The 19,034-nt window shown below is 45.6% G+C and carries 20 protein-coding genes and 1 pseudogene; 13 read left to right on the forward strand and 8 right to left on the reverse strand.

The features are described from left to right. Positions 1-50: 50 nt before the first annotated feature. On the forward strand, positions 51-857 hold the full coding sequence (locus N5P32_RS01710) for an AraC family transcriptional regulator (RefSeq protein ID WP_265727474.1): 807 nt from the start codon (positions 51-53) through the stop codon (positions 855-857). Here N5P32_RS01710 and N5P32_RS01715 read toward each other — a convergent pair. Further along, complete coding sequence (locus N5P32_RS01715; protein WP_265727475.1) at positions 854-1,171, reverse strand: DMT family transporter; 318 nt, start codon at positions 1,169-1,171, stop codon at positions 854-856. The genes N5P32_RS01710 and N5P32_RS01715 overlap by 4 nt on opposite strands. 93 nt (positions 1,172-1,264) lie before the next feature. Here N5P32_RS01715 and N5P32_RS01720 point away from each other — a divergent pair, with 93 nt between their 5' ends. The 7 genes from N5P32_RS01720 to N5P32_RS01750 all read left to right on the forward strand — a co-directional run bounded on the left by N5P32_RS01720 (position 1,265) and on the right by N5P32_RS01750 (position 8,493). After that, on the forward strand, positions 1,265-2,152 hold the full coding sequence (locus tag N5P32_RS01720; protein ID WP_265727476.1) for a LysR family transcriptional regulator: 888 nt from the start codon (positions 1,265-1,267) through the stop codon (positions 2,150-2,152). Between the two features lie 231 nt (positions 2,153-2,383). Then, positions 2,384-2,689, forward strand: coding sequence for a transcriptional regulator (locus N5P32_RS01725; protein ID WP_265727477.1), 306 nt, complete (start codon positions 2,384-2,386; stop codon positions 2,687-2,689). Further along, complete coding sequence (locus N5P32_RS01730; protein ID WP_265727478.1) at positions 2,686-3,276, forward strand: hypothetical protein; 591 nt, start codon at positions 2,686-2,688, stop codon at positions 3,274-3,276. The genes N5P32_RS01725 and N5P32_RS01730 overlap by 4 nt, the downstream gene beginning before the upstream one ends. Before the next feature lie 159 nt (positions 3,277-3,435). Next, the gene (locus N5P32_RS01735; RefSeq protein ID WP_265727479.1) at positions 3,436-6,579 is read left to right on the forward strand and encodes a DUF3427 domain-containing protein; all 3,144 of its coding nucleotides are present in this window, start codon (positions 3,436-3,438) and stop codon (positions 6,577-6,579) included. Between the two features lie 40 nt (positions 6,580-6,619). Beyond that, positions 6,620-7,642 (forward strand): virulence RhuM family protein, encoded by a 1,023-nt coding sequence (locus tag N5P32_RS01740; RefSeq protein WP_265727480.1) that lies wholly within the window; start codon positions 6,620-6,622, stop codon positions 7,640-7,642. A gap of 292 nt (positions 7,643-7,934) precedes the next feature. After that, a complete protein-coding gene (locus N5P32_RS01745; protein ID WP_265727481.1) occupies positions 7,935-8,159 on the forward strand; it encodes a hypothetical protein in 225 nt (74 codons plus the stop codon). After that, positions 8,152-8,493 (forward strand): type II toxin-antitoxin system RelE/ParE family toxin, encoded by a 342-nt coding sequence (locus N5P32_RS01750; protein WP_265727482.1) that lies wholly within the window; start codon positions 8,152-8,154, stop codon positions 8,491-8,493. Before N5P32_RS01745 ends, N5P32_RS01750 begins: the two co-directional genes overlap by 8 nt. 72 nt (positions 8,494-8,565) lie before the next feature. On the opposite strand, the gene N5P32_RS01755 is transcribed toward N5P32_RS01750, so the two are convergent. After that, positions 8,566-8,700: a hypothetical protein gene (locus N5P32_RS01755; protein WP_265727483.1), complete on the reverse strand. Its 135-nt coding sequence runs from the start codon at positions 8,698-8,700 to the stop codon at positions 8,566-8,568. Positions 8,701-8,953: 253 nt separating this feature from the next. Here N5P32_RS01755 and N5P32_RS01760 point away from each other — a divergent pair, with 253 nt between their 5' ends. Continuing rightward, the gene (locus N5P32_RS01760) at positions 8,954-9,787 is read left to right on the forward strand and encodes an ion transporter (RefSeq protein ID WP_265727484.1); all 834 of its coding nucleotides are present in this window, start codon (positions 8,954-8,956) and stop codon (positions 9,785-9,787) included. A 13-nt stretch (positions 9,788-9,800) separates the two neighbouring features. Here the strand turns inward: N5P32_RS01760 and hepT are convergent. The 3 genes and pseudogenes from hepT to N5P32_RS01775 all read right to left on the reverse strand — a co-directional run. Beyond that, a pseudogene (gene hepT / locus N5P32_RS18135) lies at positions 9,801-10,112 on the reverse strand (type VII toxin-antitoxin system HepT family RNase toxin); the annotation flags it as partial. Positions 10,113-10,176: 64 nt separating this feature from the next. Then, positions 10,177-10,344: a nucleotidyltransferase domain-containing protein gene (locus tag N5P32_RS01770; RefSeq protein WP_265727485.1), complete on the reverse strand. Its 168-nt coding sequence runs from the start codon at positions 10,342-10,344 to the stop codon at positions 10,177-10,179. Between the two features lie 23 nt (positions 10,345-10,367). Continuing rightward, complete coding sequence (locus N5P32_RS01775; RefSeq protein WP_265727486.1) at positions 10,368-11,234, reverse strand: YicC/YloC family endoribonuclease; 867 nt, start codon at positions 11,232-11,234, stop codon at positions 10,368-10,370. A 227-nt stretch (positions 11,235-11,461) separates the two neighbouring features. Here N5P32_RS01775 and rph point away from each other — a divergent pair, with 227 nt between their 5' ends. From rph to N5P32_RS01795, 4 genes are all read left to right on the forward strand, one after another. Continuing rightward, a complete protein-coding gene (rph, locus tag N5P32_RS01780; RefSeq protein WP_265727487.1) occupies positions 11,462-12,181 on the forward strand; it encodes a ribonuclease PH in 720 nt (239 codons plus the stop codon). Between the two features lie 161 nt (positions 12,182-12,342). Continuing rightward, the gene (locus N5P32_RS01785) at positions 12,343-13,071 is read left to right on the forward strand and encodes a substrate-binding periplasmic protein (RefSeq protein WP_265727488.1); all 729 of its coding nucleotides are present in this window, start codon (positions 12,343-12,345) and stop codon (positions 13,069-13,071) included. A gap of 76 nt (positions 13,072-13,147) precedes the next feature. After that, a complete protein-coding gene (locus N5P32_RS01790) occupies positions 13,148-15,562 on the forward strand; it encodes a putative bifunctional diguanylate cyclase/phosphodiesterase (protein WP_265727489.1) in 2,415 nt (804 codons plus the stop codon). A 106-nt stretch (positions 15,563-15,668) separates the two neighbouring features. Beyond that, positions 15,669-16,199: a hypothetical protein gene (locus N5P32_RS01795; RefSeq protein WP_265727490.1), complete on the forward strand. Its 531-nt coding sequence runs from the start codon at positions 15,669-15,671 to the stop codon at positions 16,197-16,199. 80 nt (positions 16,200-16,279) lie between these two features. On the opposite strand, the gene N5P32_RS17885 is transcribed toward N5P32_RS01795, so the two are convergent. The 3 genes from N5P32_RS17885 to N5P32_RS01805 all read right to left on the reverse strand — a co-directional run. Next, entirely contained in the window at positions 16,280-16,495 is a 216-nt protein-coding gene (locus tag N5P32_RS17885) for a 5'-nucleotidase C-terminal domain-containing protein (protein ID WP_322783803.1), read from the reverse strand. A gap of 14 nt (positions 16,496-16,509) precedes the next feature. Beyond that, on the reverse strand, positions 16,510-17,889 hold the full coding sequence (gene ushA / locus N5P32_RS01800; RefSeq protein WP_322783804.1) for a bifunctional UDP-sugar hydrolase/5'-nucleotidase UshA: 1,380 nt from the start codon (positions 17,887-17,889) through the stop codon (positions 16,510-16,512). Positions 17,890-18,138: 249 nt separating this feature from the next. Beyond that, positions 18,139-19,034: ABC transporter ATP-binding protein (locus N5P32_RS01805; protein ID WP_265727491.1), on the reverse strand; the 896-nt coding region annotated here is incomplete at its 5' end.

Consider the following 19,034-nt stretch of genomic DNA (forward strand, 5'->3'; position numbering starts at 1 on the left):
GTATTATAGGTGCTAATCTTCTAACTTAATTTGGTCATTTGGACAGTAAATTGCTAAATCCAGACAAATTGTCATCTCGTCTTGTGACAGATTTACACTTTGCCGATTCCTATCCGCAGCGAGTTCTGGTGTTGCGTTCAGAATCCGCACCACACATCGAAGAGACACCTTGGCATAATCATCAAAAAGGCCAGCTTGTGATGCCCTTAACTGGCGTTGTGACCAGCTTTATTAATGACAAAATGTGGTTGGTTCCACCTCGTTGCGCGGTATGGATTCCCAGTATGGTTATGCACCGTAATCAGATTTCGCCCCGCGCGGATGTGTGTATGTTGTTTGCCGATTCGGCTAACTTGGCGATGCCTGAGTCAGCGTGCACCATCACAGTAACGCCATTGTTACGAGAACTCACTACCTACCTTGCTACACAAGCTCCCAACTATTCGCCGGATTCAGCGACAGACAGGCTGGTGACTGTGCTGCTTGATCAGCTTGTGAAGCAAGAACGAGAAGAGTTTGATTTCCCTATTCCAGATGAGCCAACGCTGCATCGCCTTGCGCTTGCATTGATTGCAAAACCACACGAGAAACGCACACTAGGGGAGTGGGCCAACGATTTCGCCATGAGCGAGCGAACGTTAGCCCGTATGATAAAGCGTCATGTGCAGCTGACGTTCGGTCAATGGCGCAGCCAACTGCACATTGTGCTCGCGTTACAAAAACTTGCCATCAACCTGCCCATTCAAACCATATCCGAAGAACTGGGCTACGACTCAGTCAGTGCCTTTATTACCTTTTTTAAAAAAGCGCTGGGCAAATCCCCAAGGCAGTATCGGATAGAGCGTTGGGGACGTTAGTGGGCAAACTTTAACACCACCACGCCAAGGATAATCAGTAACACGCCCATGTAGCGAAGCAAGGATGTCGGATCGCCATAAAACCAAATACCTAGTAAAAAGGTTCCGGACGCTCCAATGCCTGTCCATACAGCGTACGCGGTTCCCATAGGGATTTCTTTTTGCGCTAACCACAGCAAGGTACCACTGACAGCCATAAAACCAATTGCCATGGCTATGCCTAATATTTTTGAGCCACCTGATTGCGCCATTTTTAGGCCAACTGGCCAACCGATTTCCGTCAACCCAGCCAACAGCAAATATACCCAACTCATGCCTTTCTCCTTATTTTCGAAGACAATGTATTTGCGCGCTAGACTATCAATAAATATGATGTATAAAAGTTAATAACTATCGAAATTATTCATATGTTGAGTCTAGAGCAAATTAATATGCTGGTATTGTCTGCCGAGCTCGGGTCGTTTTCCGCGTGCGCCAGACGTTTGGGCAAAGTTCAATCGGCCGTGAGTCATGGCATTAGCAACCTAGAGCTGGATTTGGGGGTAGAGCTGTTTGACAGAACCCCGCGCAGCCCAACCCTAACCCCAGAAGGCGAACGTTTGATTCGCAGCGCAAAAGCATTATTGGCGCAGTCGCATGAGTTTGAAAAGATTGCCGAATCCATACTTCGCCATGAAGAAAGCCACCTGACCGTAGCGGTAGATGATGCATTGTTTGCGCCTCACGTCTCGGCTGTTTTGGCGCAGTTTGCTCGTGAATACCCGCTGGTACAGCTGGATGTTATGTCGGTCGCATCAACGGATATTATCGACGCCGTTGCTAACGGCAACATGGACATTGGTGTAATGTTTTCTGAAGTGGAAGTAAACAAAAAAGTGGACTTTTGTTACGTCGGCGGCGTGGACTTTGTGGCGGTGTGCCATCCTCTTTTTCCCCTAGCGACACAAAAAGTTCTGTCTGAATCCGACCTTGCTCCTTTTCGTCAGGTGGCTGTTAGGGGTAAGCAAAAGCGAGAGTCACAAGTGCTTATTAGTATGACGCCTAATGCATGGTGGTGTACAAGCTACCACGCTGTGCTCGAACTGGTTCAACAGCAAATCGGTTGGGCGTATTTGCCCGTCGCCTTAGTCGACCCACTGATCAAACAAGGTGACATACACAAGATCGACGTCGCCTTCGACTACAAACCATGGTCTGTCCCCGTTGACCTAGTCTGTAAAAAAGGTGCCTTACGTGGCTCCGCCCATCAATGGCTATTTGACGCCTTAAAAAACGCCTTTTCTGCTGAGCGGTAGGCAGGGTGAAAAGAGTTTTTTGGTTGTTTTATCTTTAAGTGTGAAACCAGATACCGTGCGTCTGATAGAAAAACAACTGGATGCTTGTTGGCAAGACAATAAAGGCTTGTTGGGGGAATGAACTGATACAACATTTTGGATGTGCGGGCAGGCTCATCAAGATAGGACTGTATTCCTATAATGGTTTAAAATATAGGAATACAGTCCTGCTTTTAAATAGGGATAAATAAAATGCCTAAGAGAGACATGCACCGAGTGTTATTTCCCAAGCAACTCAAGGTCTTGCGTGTGTTCGGTGAAGATTTGTTGTTGGCGGCTAAACGGCGAGGCTTTACCAAGAAATTGATTTGTGACCGCACAGGGTTTGATAACAAAACAGTGAACAAAGTCTTTGCGGGTGATCCGGGCGTGGCGATTGGTACTTATATTAAAGTCATGGCCGTGCTTGGTATGGAGGACAATTTCTCGACACTGGCAGCCCATGACGAAGTAGGCGTTAAGCTACAAAACATTAAGCTACTGGAGGGCAGGAAATGAGCCGTCGAGTGGTGGAGGTTTATGCCCATTGGATGCCTATCGACCTGCCTTTGTTAGTGGGGCAGCTGACGTTCGCAGAAAGCAGCCGAGGTGGTGTGTTTAGCTTTGCTTACGATCAAGCCTTTCTAGCATCGGATTACCGCTTACAGATAGATCCACTACTAACGCTTCATGATGGTGAACTGTATAACGATTCACCTGATAAAAACTTCCGCGCATTTTTGGATTCATCGCCGGATCGTTGGGGTCGCATTCTCATGCAGCGACGAGCCGCCATTGAATTTAACAAAGGCTTACGGACAACGAGTCGACTCACTGAATTAGACTATTTGTTAGGTGTACATGACTCTTATCGAATGGGCGGGATTCGCTTTAAACTCGCTGGTTCGACAGACTTTTTAGATAATAATAGCGAGTTTGCTGCACCGCCTATGGCCTCTCTACGCGAGTTGGAATATGCCGCTCTCCAAATAGAAAAAGACGACAATATTGAGAGCGATGAATATTATCGCTGGCTAAAAATGTTGATTTCTCCTGGCTCATCTTTATGCTGTGCTCGGCCAAAAGCGTGCGTGACGGAGGTTTGATATAAAACAGACTTTGCTTAACTATGGCGAGGGATTGCTATTAACTCCGTGGTTTTTAATACGTATGATCGTTTAAGGAAGCATGGCTTCCTTTTGTAAATCTGTTTGATCTAATCGTTTTAGACATATACATCTTAATCAAAGGATTCTGAATTACTCATGCAGCAAGTTGGCATTTATGAGCAGTTGATTACTCAGCTGATCTCTTCGCGATTAGATAAGCAAACTTTTTACATTGGCGAACGTCAGCTTGAAGCCAGCGAAGCGGGCGTTTGGCTTTCCCGATTTTTGAGCCGTATTTTAGAGTTTGCCGTCAATTCTATTCCGTCTGGCGATGATCAACTGCAAGAACAAATCCACTTTGCTAACCAGCTAATGCTATGGCTCAAAGAACGACTGCAAGATGATGATTTTATCGATAAAAACCTGTTGGATTGCCAAGGACGAATTCTCACCGCCTTGTATGAACTAGAAAATCCTGTCGCAGCAAACTTGAAGCAATATGTAAAAGATGTCTTTCCTTTGACAGGGTTAACTCAAAGTGAGCTGTTCTGCGGCAGCAATGCAGGCTTATCTCTTGAATCTGAGTTGAAACGAGAAATCCTTTCTGCCGATAAAATCTACTGGTTAGTATCTTTTATTAAATGGGCTGGGATTCGCATTTTTCGAAGAGAGCTTGAAGAATTTACCCGAAGCGGTCGCGAGTTAAAAATTATTACGACGTCCTATATGGGTGCTACTGACGCTAAAGCGGTTGAGTATTTAGCCAGTCTGCCTAATACCAAAGTGAAGCTAAGTTACAACACTGAGCGAGAGCGGCTTCATGCGAAGAGTTATCTGTTCTTGCGTGATACTGGCTTTCATACGGGCTATATTGGGTCTTCAAATTTGTCCCATTCCGCGCTTACCAGTGGTCTTGAATGGAATTTAAAAATCACGTCCCAAGAAATCCCGCACATCATTAATAAATCATTGAGTACCTTTGAGACCTATTGGGCATCTAATGAGTTTGAAGCGTTTAGTGGTGACGCTACCAGCTCTGCGAAATTGAAACGGGCTTTGAAGCAGCAGCGAGGCGATAGTGATGCTAGTCAGTCGCATTTTTTCGACATCACACCATTTCCTCATCAGCTTGAGATTTTAGAAAAGTTAGCGGTTGAGCGTAGTGTTCATCAGCGTTTTAGAAATCTTGTTGTAGCCGCAACGGGAACAGGAAAAACACTGATTTCTGCGTTTGATTTTGCCCAGTTTTTAAAGACTAAACCTAACGCTAACTTTCTATTTATTGCCCATCGTGAGGAAATTTTAAAACAAGCTCGTTCGGCTTATAGAGGTGTGTTGCGAAATGGATCGTTTGGTGAGCTATGGGTAGGCGGTCATACACCAGAACATTATCGTCAACTGTTTGTTTCTATTCAGACCCTTAATAACCAATTAGAGTCGCTAAGCTTAACCGCAGACTTTTACGACTACATTGTGATTGATGAAGTTCATCACATCGCGGCAACGAGTTATCGTAAAGTATTACACTATTTTCAATCGGATATTTTGCTAGGACTGACAGCGACACCGGAGCGTCATGATGGTGGTGATATTTTAGGCGATTTTGGTGGGGTTATTGCTGCTGAATTGCGTTTGCCTGAAGCGATAAATCAACGTCACCTTTCTCCTTTTCAATACTTTGGGATAGATGACGAGACTGATCTGCGCAATATCTCGTGGAGCCGTGGTCGTTATGATATTGCTCAGCTGACAAACCTATACACACATAACCAAGCACGTTTTGATAAAATATTGCTGAGTTTGCAGGAGATCGTCACAGATCTCCATCAAATGAAGGCATTGGCCTTTTGTGTGAGTCGCGATCATGCGAATTACATGGTGCGACAATTACTGTTAAAAGGCGTTAAGGCGGACGTACTTACCAGTGATAACAGTAATGAGCGTCAGCAGAAGCAACAGGCAATTCGGTCCGGTGAAATTAATGTGTTGTGTGTCGTCGATATTTTCAATGAAGGGGTCGATATTCCAGAAGTCGATACCTTGTTGTTTTTACGACCGACGGAAAGTCTCACCATTTTCTTACAGCAGTTAGGTCGTGGTTTACGCTTGGCTAATGGTAAAGAATGTTGCACCGTTTTGGATTTTGTCGGTAACTCTCGTCCAGAATACGATTTTGCCAGTAAGTTCAGAGCGTTAGTCGGCAAAAGTAATCGAGCGATTAGTGAAGAAATTAAACAGGGCTTCCCACAAGCGCCGTTAGGTTGTCGAATTGAGCTGACGAAACGCACCCAAGAAATGGTGCTGCAAAATATTCGCCAAGCCAGTGTGAGTCGTTCACGATTATTGGGCATGATTCGGCAATTTGAACAATATTCTACATTGGATTTATCACTAGCCAACTTCCTCAAAATGCATTCGCAACTCAGTCTGGAAGATATTTATAAGAAAGATAGCTGGACCACTTTAGTAAACGAAGCAAAAGTTAATGAAGTCCAAGAGCCGAATAATACGGAACTACACGCTATTTATAAACGAGCAATCGATACGCGATTTCTGGTCTGTGACTCATATAGTTATTTGAGTTTTTTACGAGACTTGTGCCAGAACAGATTCATATTAAGTGACGATATGGATCAACGCATGGCGCTTATGTGCCATTATGATTTTTGGCAAAAAAGTGGTGTTGAGCTGGGTTTTTCTTCGCTGCAAGTGAGTCTGAAAGCGCTTGAAAATGTGCATTTACGAGCTGAGCTTGTTGATGTGTTGACGATTTTGATCAACCGTATTCAGCATCAAGAATTGCCTATGTTAGACATGATATCTAATCCGCTAACGTCACACGCTCGCTATACTCGAGAGCAAATTTTGGTCGGCTTTGGCGCGTCAACATTTGAAAAGCGCTCGCCTGCTCGTGAAGGTGTGTTAGAAATCAAAGAAGACAATGTAGAGATTTTGTTTGTCACACTGAATAAAAATGAAAAGCAATTTTCTCCTACTACCATGTATCACGACTATGCAATTAACGAGCACTTATTTCACTGGCAGTCGCAAAATAGCGCGCGACCAGATAGAGGAAAAGGGCATAGCTATGTCGAACAGAATGAAAATGGTAAGCGTGTTTTCCTATTTGTACGTGAACAAAGCAAAGATGAAAATGGTCGTACAATGAGTTTCGTGAATTTTGGCGAAGTGGATTATATTTCTCATACTGGCAGCCAACCAATGAGTATCACATGGCGATTACAACAAGCCATGCCAAACTTTATGTGGAAGCAAGCGGCTAAACTGGCGGTGGGGTAGAAAGTGTTTTTGAAACGCAATGTAAGAGAGTGAAAAACCAATGACCACTAAGTTAATCCGCAATAGCACCGCTGAGTTTTTGATTTTTACTGGACAATCTGGTGAGCAGAGCATCGAGGCCCGTTATGAAGAAGACACTATTTGGCTTTCTCAAAAACTGATCGCTGAGTTGTTTGGCGTTGATGTGCGAACGGTCAGTGAGCATTTCAAAAATATATTTCAATCAGCCGAACTCAATGAAGAAGCAGTTATCCGGAAATTCCGGATAACTGCTTCTGACGGTAAAAATTATAATACCCAGCATTACAATCTAGACGCCATTATCTCTGTCGGCTATCGCGTGAATTCTGTGCGAGCGACTCAGTTTCGTCAGTGGGCGACTCAGGTGTTGCGTGAGTTTTCTATCAAGGGTTATGTGATCGACAAAGAGCGCATGGAGAACGGAAGCTTTCTGGGTGAAGATTACTTTGAGCGCTTGCTGGAAGAAATTCGTGAAATTCGCCTTTCTGAACGACGTTTTTATCAGAAGATCACCGATATTTACTCAACCAGTGTTGATTACAATAAAAATGCGCCAACGACTCAATCCTTTTTTGCGACAGTGCAAAACAAACTGCATTTTGCGATTCATGGACAGACTGCCGCCGAGTTGATCAAAGCGAGAGTCGATAGCAATAAGCCAAATATGGGACTGACTCATTGGGCGAAAGGGCCAGAAGGAAAGGTGTTAAAAACCGATGTGGGCGTAGCTAAAAATTATCTCAGTCAGGATGAGCTTCAGTCGTTAGGGTTAATCGTCAACGCGTATCTTGATTTAGCGGAAAGTCGTGCAAGGCGTAATATCCCCATGACGATGGAAGATTGGTCGAAGCGGTTGGATATGTTCTTAGAGTTTGACGATAGAGATATTTTGACTAATGCCGGATCAATCAGCGCAAAAATCGCCAAAGACTTTGCAGAATCAGAATTTGAGAAGTATCGAGTCGTACAGGATCGGTTATTTGAAAGTGACTTCGATAAAATGGTCAAAAAGATTGAGAGTGAAGGGTCGGGGGATAAGTAAAAAATGACACCTAAGCCTAGATATGAAAAAACCGACCAGAAGTCGGTTTTTTCGCCTTAACGGCCAGCGTAACTGAATCGCTGCGTACAAGGCTGAGTTGTAAGACTTATAATAGTGATCATTTTGGTTACTTTGAATTCGATATAAACTATCTTTTTAGGATAAAGCTATAGTTCTAAACTATATTAAGGCGAGTTCATTCGAGGTTCCCAGAGTGATTGAGAAAAAGTGAGGTAGGCTAAAGTAAATTATCGGTCTATAATTAGTCCACATTTAGACTAATGGGTTTTTTATGAATATTCAAACCGTGTCCTACCTGAAAGCAAATGCCAATAATCTCTCTTTAGATGATCCTTTGCACGTCACTCAGAACGGCAAAGAAGTGTATGTTGTACAAGACTCGCATGCTTACTATGAGCAGCAAGAAACCATTGCTTTGCTTAAGCTGATCAACCTTTCTGAGCGTAGTTTGAATCAAAAGGGTGAGCTGTCTTTAGATGAGGCATTTGATGTCTAAGCCTTTCCAGGTTGTCGCTACGCCAGTATTTAAAGAGACACTCAAAAAGCTATCTGCATTCCTAACTCGCAAACATGGAGCCGTTGTGGCTGATGACGCTCGGAGTCTAATTAAGCAACAGGTTCAGGCGTTGTGTACTCATCCCTTTTCCTCCCCGATTAGTGAGCGATTGTCTGCTTTAGGTTTTATGGACTATCGACAAATGCTGGTCGCTCAGCACAACTTAGTGTTTTATCGAGTGGATGAAGAGGCGAGCAAGGTTGTACTGATTGCTGTGATGGACAGTCGACAAAGTATTGAACAGCTGCTTTATGAAACCATGCTTGTTCTGTAGATTATGAAAAAGCCCACTTTTACATAGCGTAAAAGTGGGCTTTAAAATACGGTCATGACTTATAAAATCGACTTATTCAGTCGCTTCATGAATCGTTTCTTTCGTGCTGTTGTACGCTTTTGAGGAGTCTTCTTTCACGCCTTCCCAAGTATTTGCGCAGCCAGATAATGCCAGTGTTACGGCAATGACTAATAATGGAAACTTCATGTTCAAACCTCTTTTTGTTTGGAGTTTTTACACACTACCAAAAAATTTTGTAAGAAATGACTCACTATTTTGATTTAACTTAGGATAAAGGGGTTTACCCATTTTTGTTCTTTCTTTCTGACGAAAAATCTTATGGAAAAATCCTTAAACAGGCCCATGTATTTACACCAAAAGAGATTGACCTATCCTAGCTCTGGCATAGAATGGCGTCAATTTAACCCACTCTTGGGATAATCTAGCATTGAGGTGGCGCATGTCCAGTACACTGTTTGTGCCTGCGAATTCAATTCGTCAGCGTTCAAAAGCGTTTATTGAAAACATCACGGTACAGCGTATCTTGCTGGCATTGATTTTAGTTAATGCGGTGATTCTAGGGTTAGAAACCTCGTCAGATATCATGGCTGCTGTTGGTCCGTTTTTAATCGCCTTGGACAAAGCCATTCTCGCCGTATTTGTGGCTGAGTTGAGTATCCGCTTGTTTGTGCATCGCTTTGCCTTTTTCAAAGACGGTTGGAATGTCTTCGACTTCATTGTCGTGGGGATCGCCTTAGTTCCAGCCAGTGGCCCGTTTGCTGTGCTGCGTGCGCTCAGAGTATTGCGAGTATTACGCGTACTGACCTTTGTGCCATCGATGCGAAAAATAGTCGGTGCCTTGATCAAATCCCTGAACGGTATGTTGTCTATCGCCATGGTGTTGGGGCTGGTGTATTACGTGGCTGCGGTCATGGTGACTAAGCTGTTTGGTGAGGCGTTTCCTGAATGGTTTGGTAGCCTAGGTGCTTCGCTGTATACCTTGTTCCAAGTGATGACCCTAGAAAGCTGGTCAATGGGGATTGCGCGGCCTGTTATGGAAGCCTTTCCTTATGCTTGGGCGTTTTTTATTCCATTCATTCTGATCGCCACTTTTACCATGCTTAACCTCTTCATTGCCGTCATCGTCAATGCTGTACAGACCATGCATGATGATGAACACAAAGGCGAGATAGACGCTGAAAAAGCGACACAGCAACAGTTACTAGAGCAAATGCAGCAGCTTCAACAGGAATTACAAGCACTGCGCCAAGACATTAATAAGCCGCAGGAATAAAAGGAGGATTAGATTAAAGCATTTTTATTTCTGCAATAAAGTCTTCAAAGTTTCCTAATCTGTGTTCCACGATATGTTTGACGATGTCTATATTAAGCGTTTGATAGTCGTGAACCGCGACATTGCGAAGGCCAACCATTTTCTGGAGGTTTAGGGCGAGTGGTACCGAAAGTATTCCGGCTTTTTTTAGTAGCTCAAAGCTGTCGCGGCAACTCTGTGGAATGCCGGTTTGGTGTTGTTTGTTGATTATATTTGCAGCATCAATGCTGGCTTCGCAGGCGCGCTGTAGATTTAGAATAATGGAATCTTGGCTGGTGTAGTCTGTGTCGAAGCCATTAGCAGATCAACTAAATCTACATCTTGATTGAACTCGATTGCTAACGTTTGTTCTAGATCGAAGCGTGCCACTGAATCCATTTTTTATCCAGTAGCACGGCGATGTCGATATCACTAGAGAGTGTAGCACTGCCATCGGCTTGTGAACCGAACAAGTAAATCAGCCTGACATCAGGCATCAGCTGCTTTACCGCTTGGGTTAGGTTCGCTTTATCTAGCATGGCGTCATCTCTAGTTTTTTGGGTTACTCAATATTCTGGATCTGTTCTCGCATTTGCTCAATCAAGACTTTCAATTCCACGGCGCTTTGCGTTGTTTCTACCACAATAGACTTAGACGATAGGGTGTTGGCTTCGCGGTTAAGCTCTTGCATTAAAAAGTCTAAACGGCGGCCGATGGGGCCTTTTTGTTGTAGCTGACGGCGGACTTCTTTGGTGTGGGTGGCGAGGCGATCCAGTTCTTCGGCGACGTCGGCTTTTTGTGCCAGTAGGACGATTTCGGCTTCGACGCGCATTGGGTCTAGGTCGACTTTAGCGGCGTCGAGTTTGTCGAGTAGGTTTTGTTTTTGTGCGGCGATGATTTCTGGCAGTTTGGCTTGTACTTCTACGACGATGGCATCGATGGCGTCTAAGCGCTGTTCGATGATGTCTTTGAGCTGTGCCCCTTCGCGTAGGCGAACTTGGATCAGTTCGTCGACCGATTTGTTAAAGAGTTCCACTACGGCTTTTTTCATCAGGTCAAAGTCACTACCTTCGTCGCTGAGGATGCCTGGCCATTTCAGGATATCAAGCGGGTTGGCTGGATCAAGGTCTTTAAACCACGTGCCGAGGGTGTCGATGGCGTTTGCCAAGGCTTGGGCGTTGCTTGGGTTAATGGTTAAGTTGGTGGCGGCTTTGTCGACGCCTTGGAAGCGCAGTTGGCACTCCAATTTGCCGCGATTCAATTTTTTACGCAGCACATCACGAAACGCAAACTCTAGCTCGCGGAAGTTTTCTGGTAGACGGAAGCTGGGTTCTAGGTAGCGTTGATTCACTGAGCGAACTTCCCAGCTGATGGTGCCCCAATCGTATACGGCTTCTTGGCGTGAGAAGGCGGTCATGCTTGCTGTCATGTTAAGTACCTACATAAAAAATAAATAGAGAGACCCGTGCACGATTACTGTGCTTGCCAATACTTTGTTAAAAAAGGTCTCAGAGAAGAACAAAGGCGACATTGTAGCCTAACGAGGCGGGGTTCGACAGGTTTGCTAAATGTCATGTTTTCCTATCGCTGGGGGCGCAATTTTGTGCGGGTTGGTTATAATTGCGGCTTTATGGTTAATCGATAGAGAGAGCAAGTATGCGTCCAAGCGGTAGAGCAGTAGATCAATTACGTCCCCTTAAAATCACTCGTAATTTTACTAAGCACGCGGAAGGTTCCGTTTTAATTGAGTGTGGCGATACTAAGGTTATTTGTACTGCGACTGTTGTTTCTGGCGTGCCTCGTTTCTTAAAAGGTAAGGGCCAAGGTTGGATCACAGCGGAATACGGTATGTTGCCTCGTTCTACGGGCAATCGAATGGATCGTGAAGCGGCTCGTGGTAAACAAGGCGGCCGTACGGTTGAGATTCAGCGTTTGATTGGTCGTTCGTTGCGTGCGGCAGTGGATCTTAAAAAGCTAGGCGAAAATACCATCACCATTGACTGTGATGTGATTCAAGCTGATGGCGGTACGCGTACCGCGTCGATTACGGGCGGCTTTGTTGCCTTGGCAGACGCGATGCGTGTCTTGGTTGAGAACAAAAAAGTCAAAGAGAATCCAATCGTGTCGCAAATTGCTGCGATTTCGGTGGGCGTTTACAAAGGCGTTCCAGTATTGGATTTGGATTACCCTGAAGATTCCAATGCCGAAACGGACATGAATGTCATTATGAATGACAAAGGTGGTTTCATCGAAATTCAAGGCACGGCCGAAGGCGAGGCGTTTAGCGATGAGCACATGATGGGGATGTTGGCTGTGGCGCGTAAAGGCATTGCGGAAATTATTGAAGCGCAGCGCGCTGCATTGTTTAATAAATAAACAATCCAATACGAATCTATGTTGTATAAAAATCTGGCTACGGCTGGATTTTTTTGGTTTGTGGTTAAAATTTGGTCAGTTTATTGCAGATGACTCCAGTGTGTTTGGGCGTGCTGTTTACTCGAAGTGTTTAATTACGGATAGGGTTTAATGATAACTTGGTGCGTCGTGCGTTGTTTGCTGGTGTTTTGCTGCCTGTGTGTGCGTCTGGGACGATGGCGCACGCAGAAGAAATTGTGTTGCATACGATACATTTGCCACCTCACATTATTGATTCCAATGTACTGCCTGCCCCAGCGAGCTTTGGGGACGTGGGTGATGTGTACGGCTTTGACGTGGATGTCTTACGGGCCGCTTACGCAACGCAGGGTGTGACAGTGCGCATTGAACTCACGCCCTGGAAGCGCATTATGCGTGATGTTGAGGCCGGTTTGGTGCTGGGGGCGGTGTCTTGTCGGCAATTACCAGTTCGTGACAAGTTTGCGCTGTTTTCTGATCATCTGAGTGATTCTGCGAATGCCTTCGTGACGCGTCGAGGGCATTTGGATGGCCAAAGCCCAACACTGGCTTTATTGCATAAATACAATGTCGCCGCGGTGAATGGCTGGGCACAGTCGGATATTTTGAATGGGGCTAAGCTGCCATATTCTTTGGTGTCTGGGTTGGATCAGGGTATCAATGTGGTGTTGCGGCGCAATCAAGATATTTTCATGACGGAACGTGACAGCGCCATTTTTGCGTCGAAGCGCATGGGCGTGTTTGATCAGCTTAGCTTCTACGATGTTGAAGGCGTAGGGCGAGATCATTATGACGTGTGTTTTAGCAAGGCTTTTCCTGATGCAGAAAAAGTGGCGCGATATTTTAAACAAAGGGCTCGATGTGTTGGATAAGAGCGGACAACGAGACGCCATTTTTCAGCGATATGGATTTTCATCGGGACATTGAGACCTAAACAAGTGAGGGATTATGTTAGCACTGCGCAAGCGACTTTCTTATAAACAGGCCAAATGGGCTTTGTTGTTATTGCTGTTGCTCAGTCTGTTGATGAGTGTTTTTCAGATCGTAGCGGATTGGCATGAAGAAAAGCAAACCATTCAAAAGCAGGTGTTGTCGACACTGCAGATTGTCAAAGACTCTGCCACTGAAGCCGCGTATTCGTTGGACGAAGATCTGGCTAAAAAAGTTCTAACAGGACTCATGAAGTCGAACAATTTTCATACGGCCAGATTGGACGATGACTTAGGGAACGAGTTAGCAAGCGCGTTTCAGCCGTTGCCCGCGGTTTTCTTGCGAGGGTTATCCAGTCAGCTTTTTAGTGACCTGCCGTCGAATTTTACCTTGCCGCTGTATCGCGACGCTCATTTTCAAGTAGGCATGTTAACGGTCACCATCGACAGGGTAGCGCTGGCAAATGGCTTTCTTCGTCGTAATATTCGCTTACTCCTGACCTCGCTATTTTCGGCATTGTTGCTGGGGGCGGCTATGTTGATGCTGTTTTATGTGCAGACGTCTCGGCCACTTTCTCGTTTGATTGAGCAATTGAGTATTTTGGAAAATGTCGATAAAGCCCCAACGCAAGTGCAGCTGAACCTGACTTCGCGCGACGATGAATTGGGTATTTTGGCTCGCACCATTACGGCGCTTTGGCACAAACGCAGAAAAGTAGAAACCGAGCTGGCTAAAAGCGAGGCGTATTTTAAAGCGGTGTTGCATCAATCCAGCGAGTGTATGTTACTGACCAATCTCAAAGGCCAAATCTTGGACAGCAACAGTGAAACATGTCGCCTGTTGGGCTACGACAATCGCACCTTGTTGACGTTATCCATTCAAGCCATCGACCCCGAGCAAACCCCCAGTTTGTTGAAAGAGTGGGCGGATTATTCTCAGGGTGAGGCAAAAGTCTTTGAAGCACAATACCACCGCAGCAATGGCGAGGCTTTTCCCGTTGAAGTGTGCGGCAACATCATTCGATTGGATCATGAGCTGTTTTTCTTGGCGTCTTTTCGTGATATTACGCAGCGTAAAAAAGACCAAGAACAGGTGCGTGTGTTGGCGTATTACGATGCGCTGACAGGACTGCCGAATCGACGCTACCTCAACCAGAATATGGGGCAAGTCATCAAAGAGGCACGCAATAATGGTCATATTGGTGGTTTGTTGTTTATTGATTTGGATCGGTTTAAAAATGTAAATGATTCCATGGGACACCATGTTGGTGATGCCTTGTTGATTGAAGCCGCGAAACGCATTGTCGCTTGCTTGTCGGCTTCTGACGTGGCGGTGCGTATTGGTGGCGATGAATTTGTTTTGCTGATTCCTTCTTTTGGAAACACGTCTGAGGAAGCTCGGGGGCGAGCAACAACGCTGGTAGAAACATTACTGGCGCAGCTTTGTCAGGTCTATCATTTAGAAAAAACCGATCTGTTTATCTCGGCCAGTATTGGCATTAGCTTGTTTCCTTTGGATGGTGTGAACGACGTTCAAGTCTTGCGCCAAGCGGACACGGCGATGTATGAAGCGAAAGAAAGTGGCCGCAACGGGTATCGTTTCTACCGACAAGAAATGCAGCAACAAGTCACAGAACGCGCCTTGCTGGAAAAAGCACTCCACAGCGCAGTGAGTAACGATGAGCTGTATTTGGTGTATCAGCCTCAGGTGAATGAAAATGGCTTGCTGATTGGCTTTGAAGTCTTGTTGCGTTGGAGCAATGACGAGCTGGGTTTGGTTCCGCCCGATCGCTTTATCCCGATTGCTGAGGAAATGGGCATGATCGAGGAAATAGGGTATTGGGTCATGGACACGGCATGTCGGCAGTTAACCGTTTGGCAAGAAAAAGGTTTGCCGTTGTCTTTTAGAGGCATTGCGATCAACATCAGCCCGTATCAATTCGCCAAAGACAGCTTTGTCGATACGGTGAAAGAGGTGATTGATAACACGCACGTTGACCCGAGCTTGTTGGACTTTGAAATCACCGAAGGCATGCTGGTGGAGAACATCGCTTCAGTGGCTGAAAAAATGTGGTTGTTAAAAGAACAACAAGTGCGTTTTTCGATCGATGATTTTGGAACGGGGTATTCATCGTTACGCTATCTTCAACATTTTCCCATTGATCAGCTCAAAATAGACCAGTCCTTTGTGCGTGATCTATCAAGCGATCCCAACAGCCATGTCATTATTAACACCATTGTTTCCATGGCAGCCCACATGAATTTGTCGGTATTGGCGGAAGGGGTTGAAAGTTATGCAGAAAAAGGCATTTTGGAAGCCATTGGCTGCGCGCGCTTTCAGGGATATTACTTTTCGAAACCGGTAAAAAGCGACCTCGCGACACAATATTTAAGCCACAGCACACTTTTCCCTATGGCGCCTCACAAGGTCTAGTACCATCGTTTGGCGCTAAATGTCAGTCATTGTGCGCGTTTTTGCGCCTTACAAGTCTGTTTGACTCTGCGATTATTTATTCACAATAACAATAAGGAGAAGCAAGGTGAATAGACTGATTGGGGCGGGTGTTTGTGCTGGCATTATGCTGTCGATGACACTGAGTACGGGGGCGAATGCATCCAGCAATGCGTTGGCTGGAAAGTGGCATCTGCAAGACGCAGACAGCACGCAAGCTAAGTTGGAAGACGCGGTTGAGAATGTGGCACAAGAGATGAACTTCTTTATTCGTGCCCTGGCGCGACCGGTGCTGAAAAAGCAAACGCAGGTGTGTCAGCAATGGTCATTAGGGTGGCAAGCGGAGCAGTTTCAATGGCAATGCGATGACGCTGTAGCCGATGTTATTCCAACCAGTGCCAACGGAGAAGTGATTAAAAAAGACGACGAAGGGATTGAGATTTCTGGCACGTATCAGTCTATGAGCGATGGCGTGGTTGTGGTGCTCACCTCAGAACGAGGTAAGCGGACCAATACATGGAAGCAAATCAGTGAGAACGAATTGCAGTTCACCGTGAAGTTAGAGTCCGAAAAGCTACCAACGCCGTTAACCTGGTCGCTAACCTATAAAAAGCCGTAAGCCTTCCATTTGGTTTGTAGTCAAAAAAGCCCCAGTGAAATCTACTGGGGCTTTTTTGTGTGCTGATTAGAAAACAGCGATTAACGTTTTACCGCACCCGTTGGCGCGAATTTAGCGCCATCTAACGGGTAGTTGTTTTGGATGTATTCCACTAACACATCGGCATCCACATAGCCTGAGTTGACGTAGTTTGGATGATCGACAATTTTAGGGTAGCCATCACCGCCGGACGCTGTGTAGTTGTTCATCGCAATGCGGTAGGTTTTACCCGCTTCTAATGCTTTGCCATTCACCATGATGTTCGATGGCTTTATCGTCTTTCAGCGTCAGAGACACACCACTGAACACGAGCAAATGCGCCAGTACCGGCTTGTTTTGCCGCCGCCACAGAAAGGTAGTCCGTTAGCTCAGCGGCAGTGAAGTCTGCATAAGACACCATGTTACCGAATGGCTGTACTTTCAAGACGCTCTTATACGTCACGACGCCTTTTTCTAGGTTGTCACGGATACCACCGGAGTTCATTACACCGATGTCTGCATTGACTTTGTTTTTCATTGCCAATGAAATCAGGTTACCTAGGTTGGTTTCTTGATTACGAACAACGCTGCGATCGCCAATAAAGTCCGTGTTTGAAAAACCGATTTCTACGTTCAGTTCAGTCTGACCTTTTTCTTGGAATGGCGTTAGCATTGCAAGCATGGTGGGGTCTTGAGCAATTTCTTCTTCAATGAAGACGCGTTCAGATTTGCCGTCTGCATTGGTGATTTTTTTCTTCAAGTTCACAGGAATCAGTTTGTACTCAGACCAAACAATCGCGCCGTTTTTGTACACAAAGTCTAGACGGCCAACGTATTTGCCCCATTCATGCGCTTGAAGAATCAATGTGCCGTTTTGCTCATCCGGTTGGAAAAGAGGGTTTTGCGAGTGGCCACCGACAATCACATCAATACCCGGAACGGTGCGTGCGAGTGTCACATCGCCCGGCGCGTTACCACCGTAATTGCCATCTTGATAATGGCCCATGTGCGTCACGGCCACAACAAGGTCGGCTTTCTTGCGTAATTCAGGAATCAAGGTTTTCGCCACCGTAATGGGCGATTCAATTTTGATGCCTTCTAGGAACTCTGGATTACCCAGTTTCGCTGTGTCGTCTGTGGTGAAGCCAACCACTGCGATTTTAAGGTCATCCACTTGGAATATTTTGTACGCGTCAAACAATGGCTTGCCGGTTTTCGCATCCAAGATGTTCGCAGAAAGGAACGGGAAACCTGCCCAATCTTGTTGTTTTTGCAATACATCAAGCGGGTTGTCGAACTCATGGTTACCTAATGCCATCGCATCGTATTTCAGCATGTTCATACCGCGAAAATCAGGCTCCGCGTCTTGCAGGTCAGACTCTGGCACGCCCGTGTTGATGTCGCCGCCAGACAGCAGTAGTGAATTACCGTTGTCCAATGCGACTTCTTCACGAATGTTATCGATCAGAGTTTTACGCGCGGCCATGCCGTATTCGCCATTGTTGTTTTGCCAGAAACGACCGTGGTGGTCATTGGTGTGCAAAATAGTGACTCGGTATTCTTTGTCTTCTTGCCAATCGGGCTTTTGTGGCCCCATCATGGAACAAGCCGTCACTGAAAGAGCGACGCCCGTTACGGCAAGATTGGCGATTAAACGCGTTGTAAATTTCATGGTTCCTTTCCTTACATGATATTAGTCAGCAGTTCTTTGATTATGGATAACCAAATCTCACTATGGAGTGATTTGTTTGATTACGGTTCTCAAAATGTATCTTATATTTATGACAAGTTCGAGAGACGGTGTAATAATTTTGACCATTTGTGCAAAATCATGCGCTTTTGAGATAAAAAAAGCCTGTGATGGAGAAAGTCTCCGTCACAGGCCTGCTTACAAAAGCCAAAACGTTATGAAAAAAACGGTTTAGACATCAAGGCGTTTGCCCGATTCTTGATCAAAAACAACAGCCTTAGAAGTATCAAACATCATTTTGATGATAGACCCTGGCTCGGCTGGGTACATTGGGTTAGAACGACAGTTGATTTCGGCGTCGTTAACACGCGTCAAAATCATGGTATCGGCACCCATGGGTTCTGTTACTTCTACTTCTACGTCCGTTGTGGTCACAAAAGGTTGCCCTTCTTTGTGTGGTTGAGGCTCGGTGATCATTTCTGGACGCAAGCCCAGTAGAACGGTTTTGCCTACGTAGTTTTTTAGCGACTCTGGTTTAGGGAATGGCAAAGCAACGGTGGTGCTGGTGGCCAGTTCCAACATTGGCGCGCCATCTTGCTCAACCACTTTCGCAGGAATGAAGTTCATCGCTGGAGAGCCCATGAATCCTGCCACGAATAAGTTTGCTGGGTTGTCGTAAATTTCTTGTGGTGTTCCAAGCTGCTGAACTTGGCCATCTTTCATGACCGCAATGCGGTCAGCTAGCGTCATGGCTTCGATTTGATCATGGGTTACATAAACGATGGTCGTGCCTAATTTTTTGTGCAGCTTTTTAATCTCTGTACGCATCTCTACACGCAATTTAGCGTCTAGGTTAGACAGCGGCTCATCAAACAAGTAAAGCTGAGGGCGACGCGCTAAGGCTCGACCCATGGCAACACGTTGACGCTGACCACCAGACAATTGTGCTGGCTTGCGATCTAACAAATGGTTGATTTGCAGCAATTCTGCAACGCGTTGTACTTCTACATCACGTTCTTCTTTCGGCACTTTGCGCATTTCCAAACCAAACGAAATGTTTTGCGCTACGCTCATGTTTGGGTACAAGGCATAAGACTGGAACACCATCGCGATATCGCGGTCTTTGA

Origin of the sequence: Marinomonas pontica, assembly GCF_026191375.1 — a bacterium.
GTDB classification, from domain to species: Bacteria; Pseudomonadota; Gammaproteobacteria; order Pseudomonadales; family Marinomonadaceae; genus Marinomonas; species Marinomonas pontica.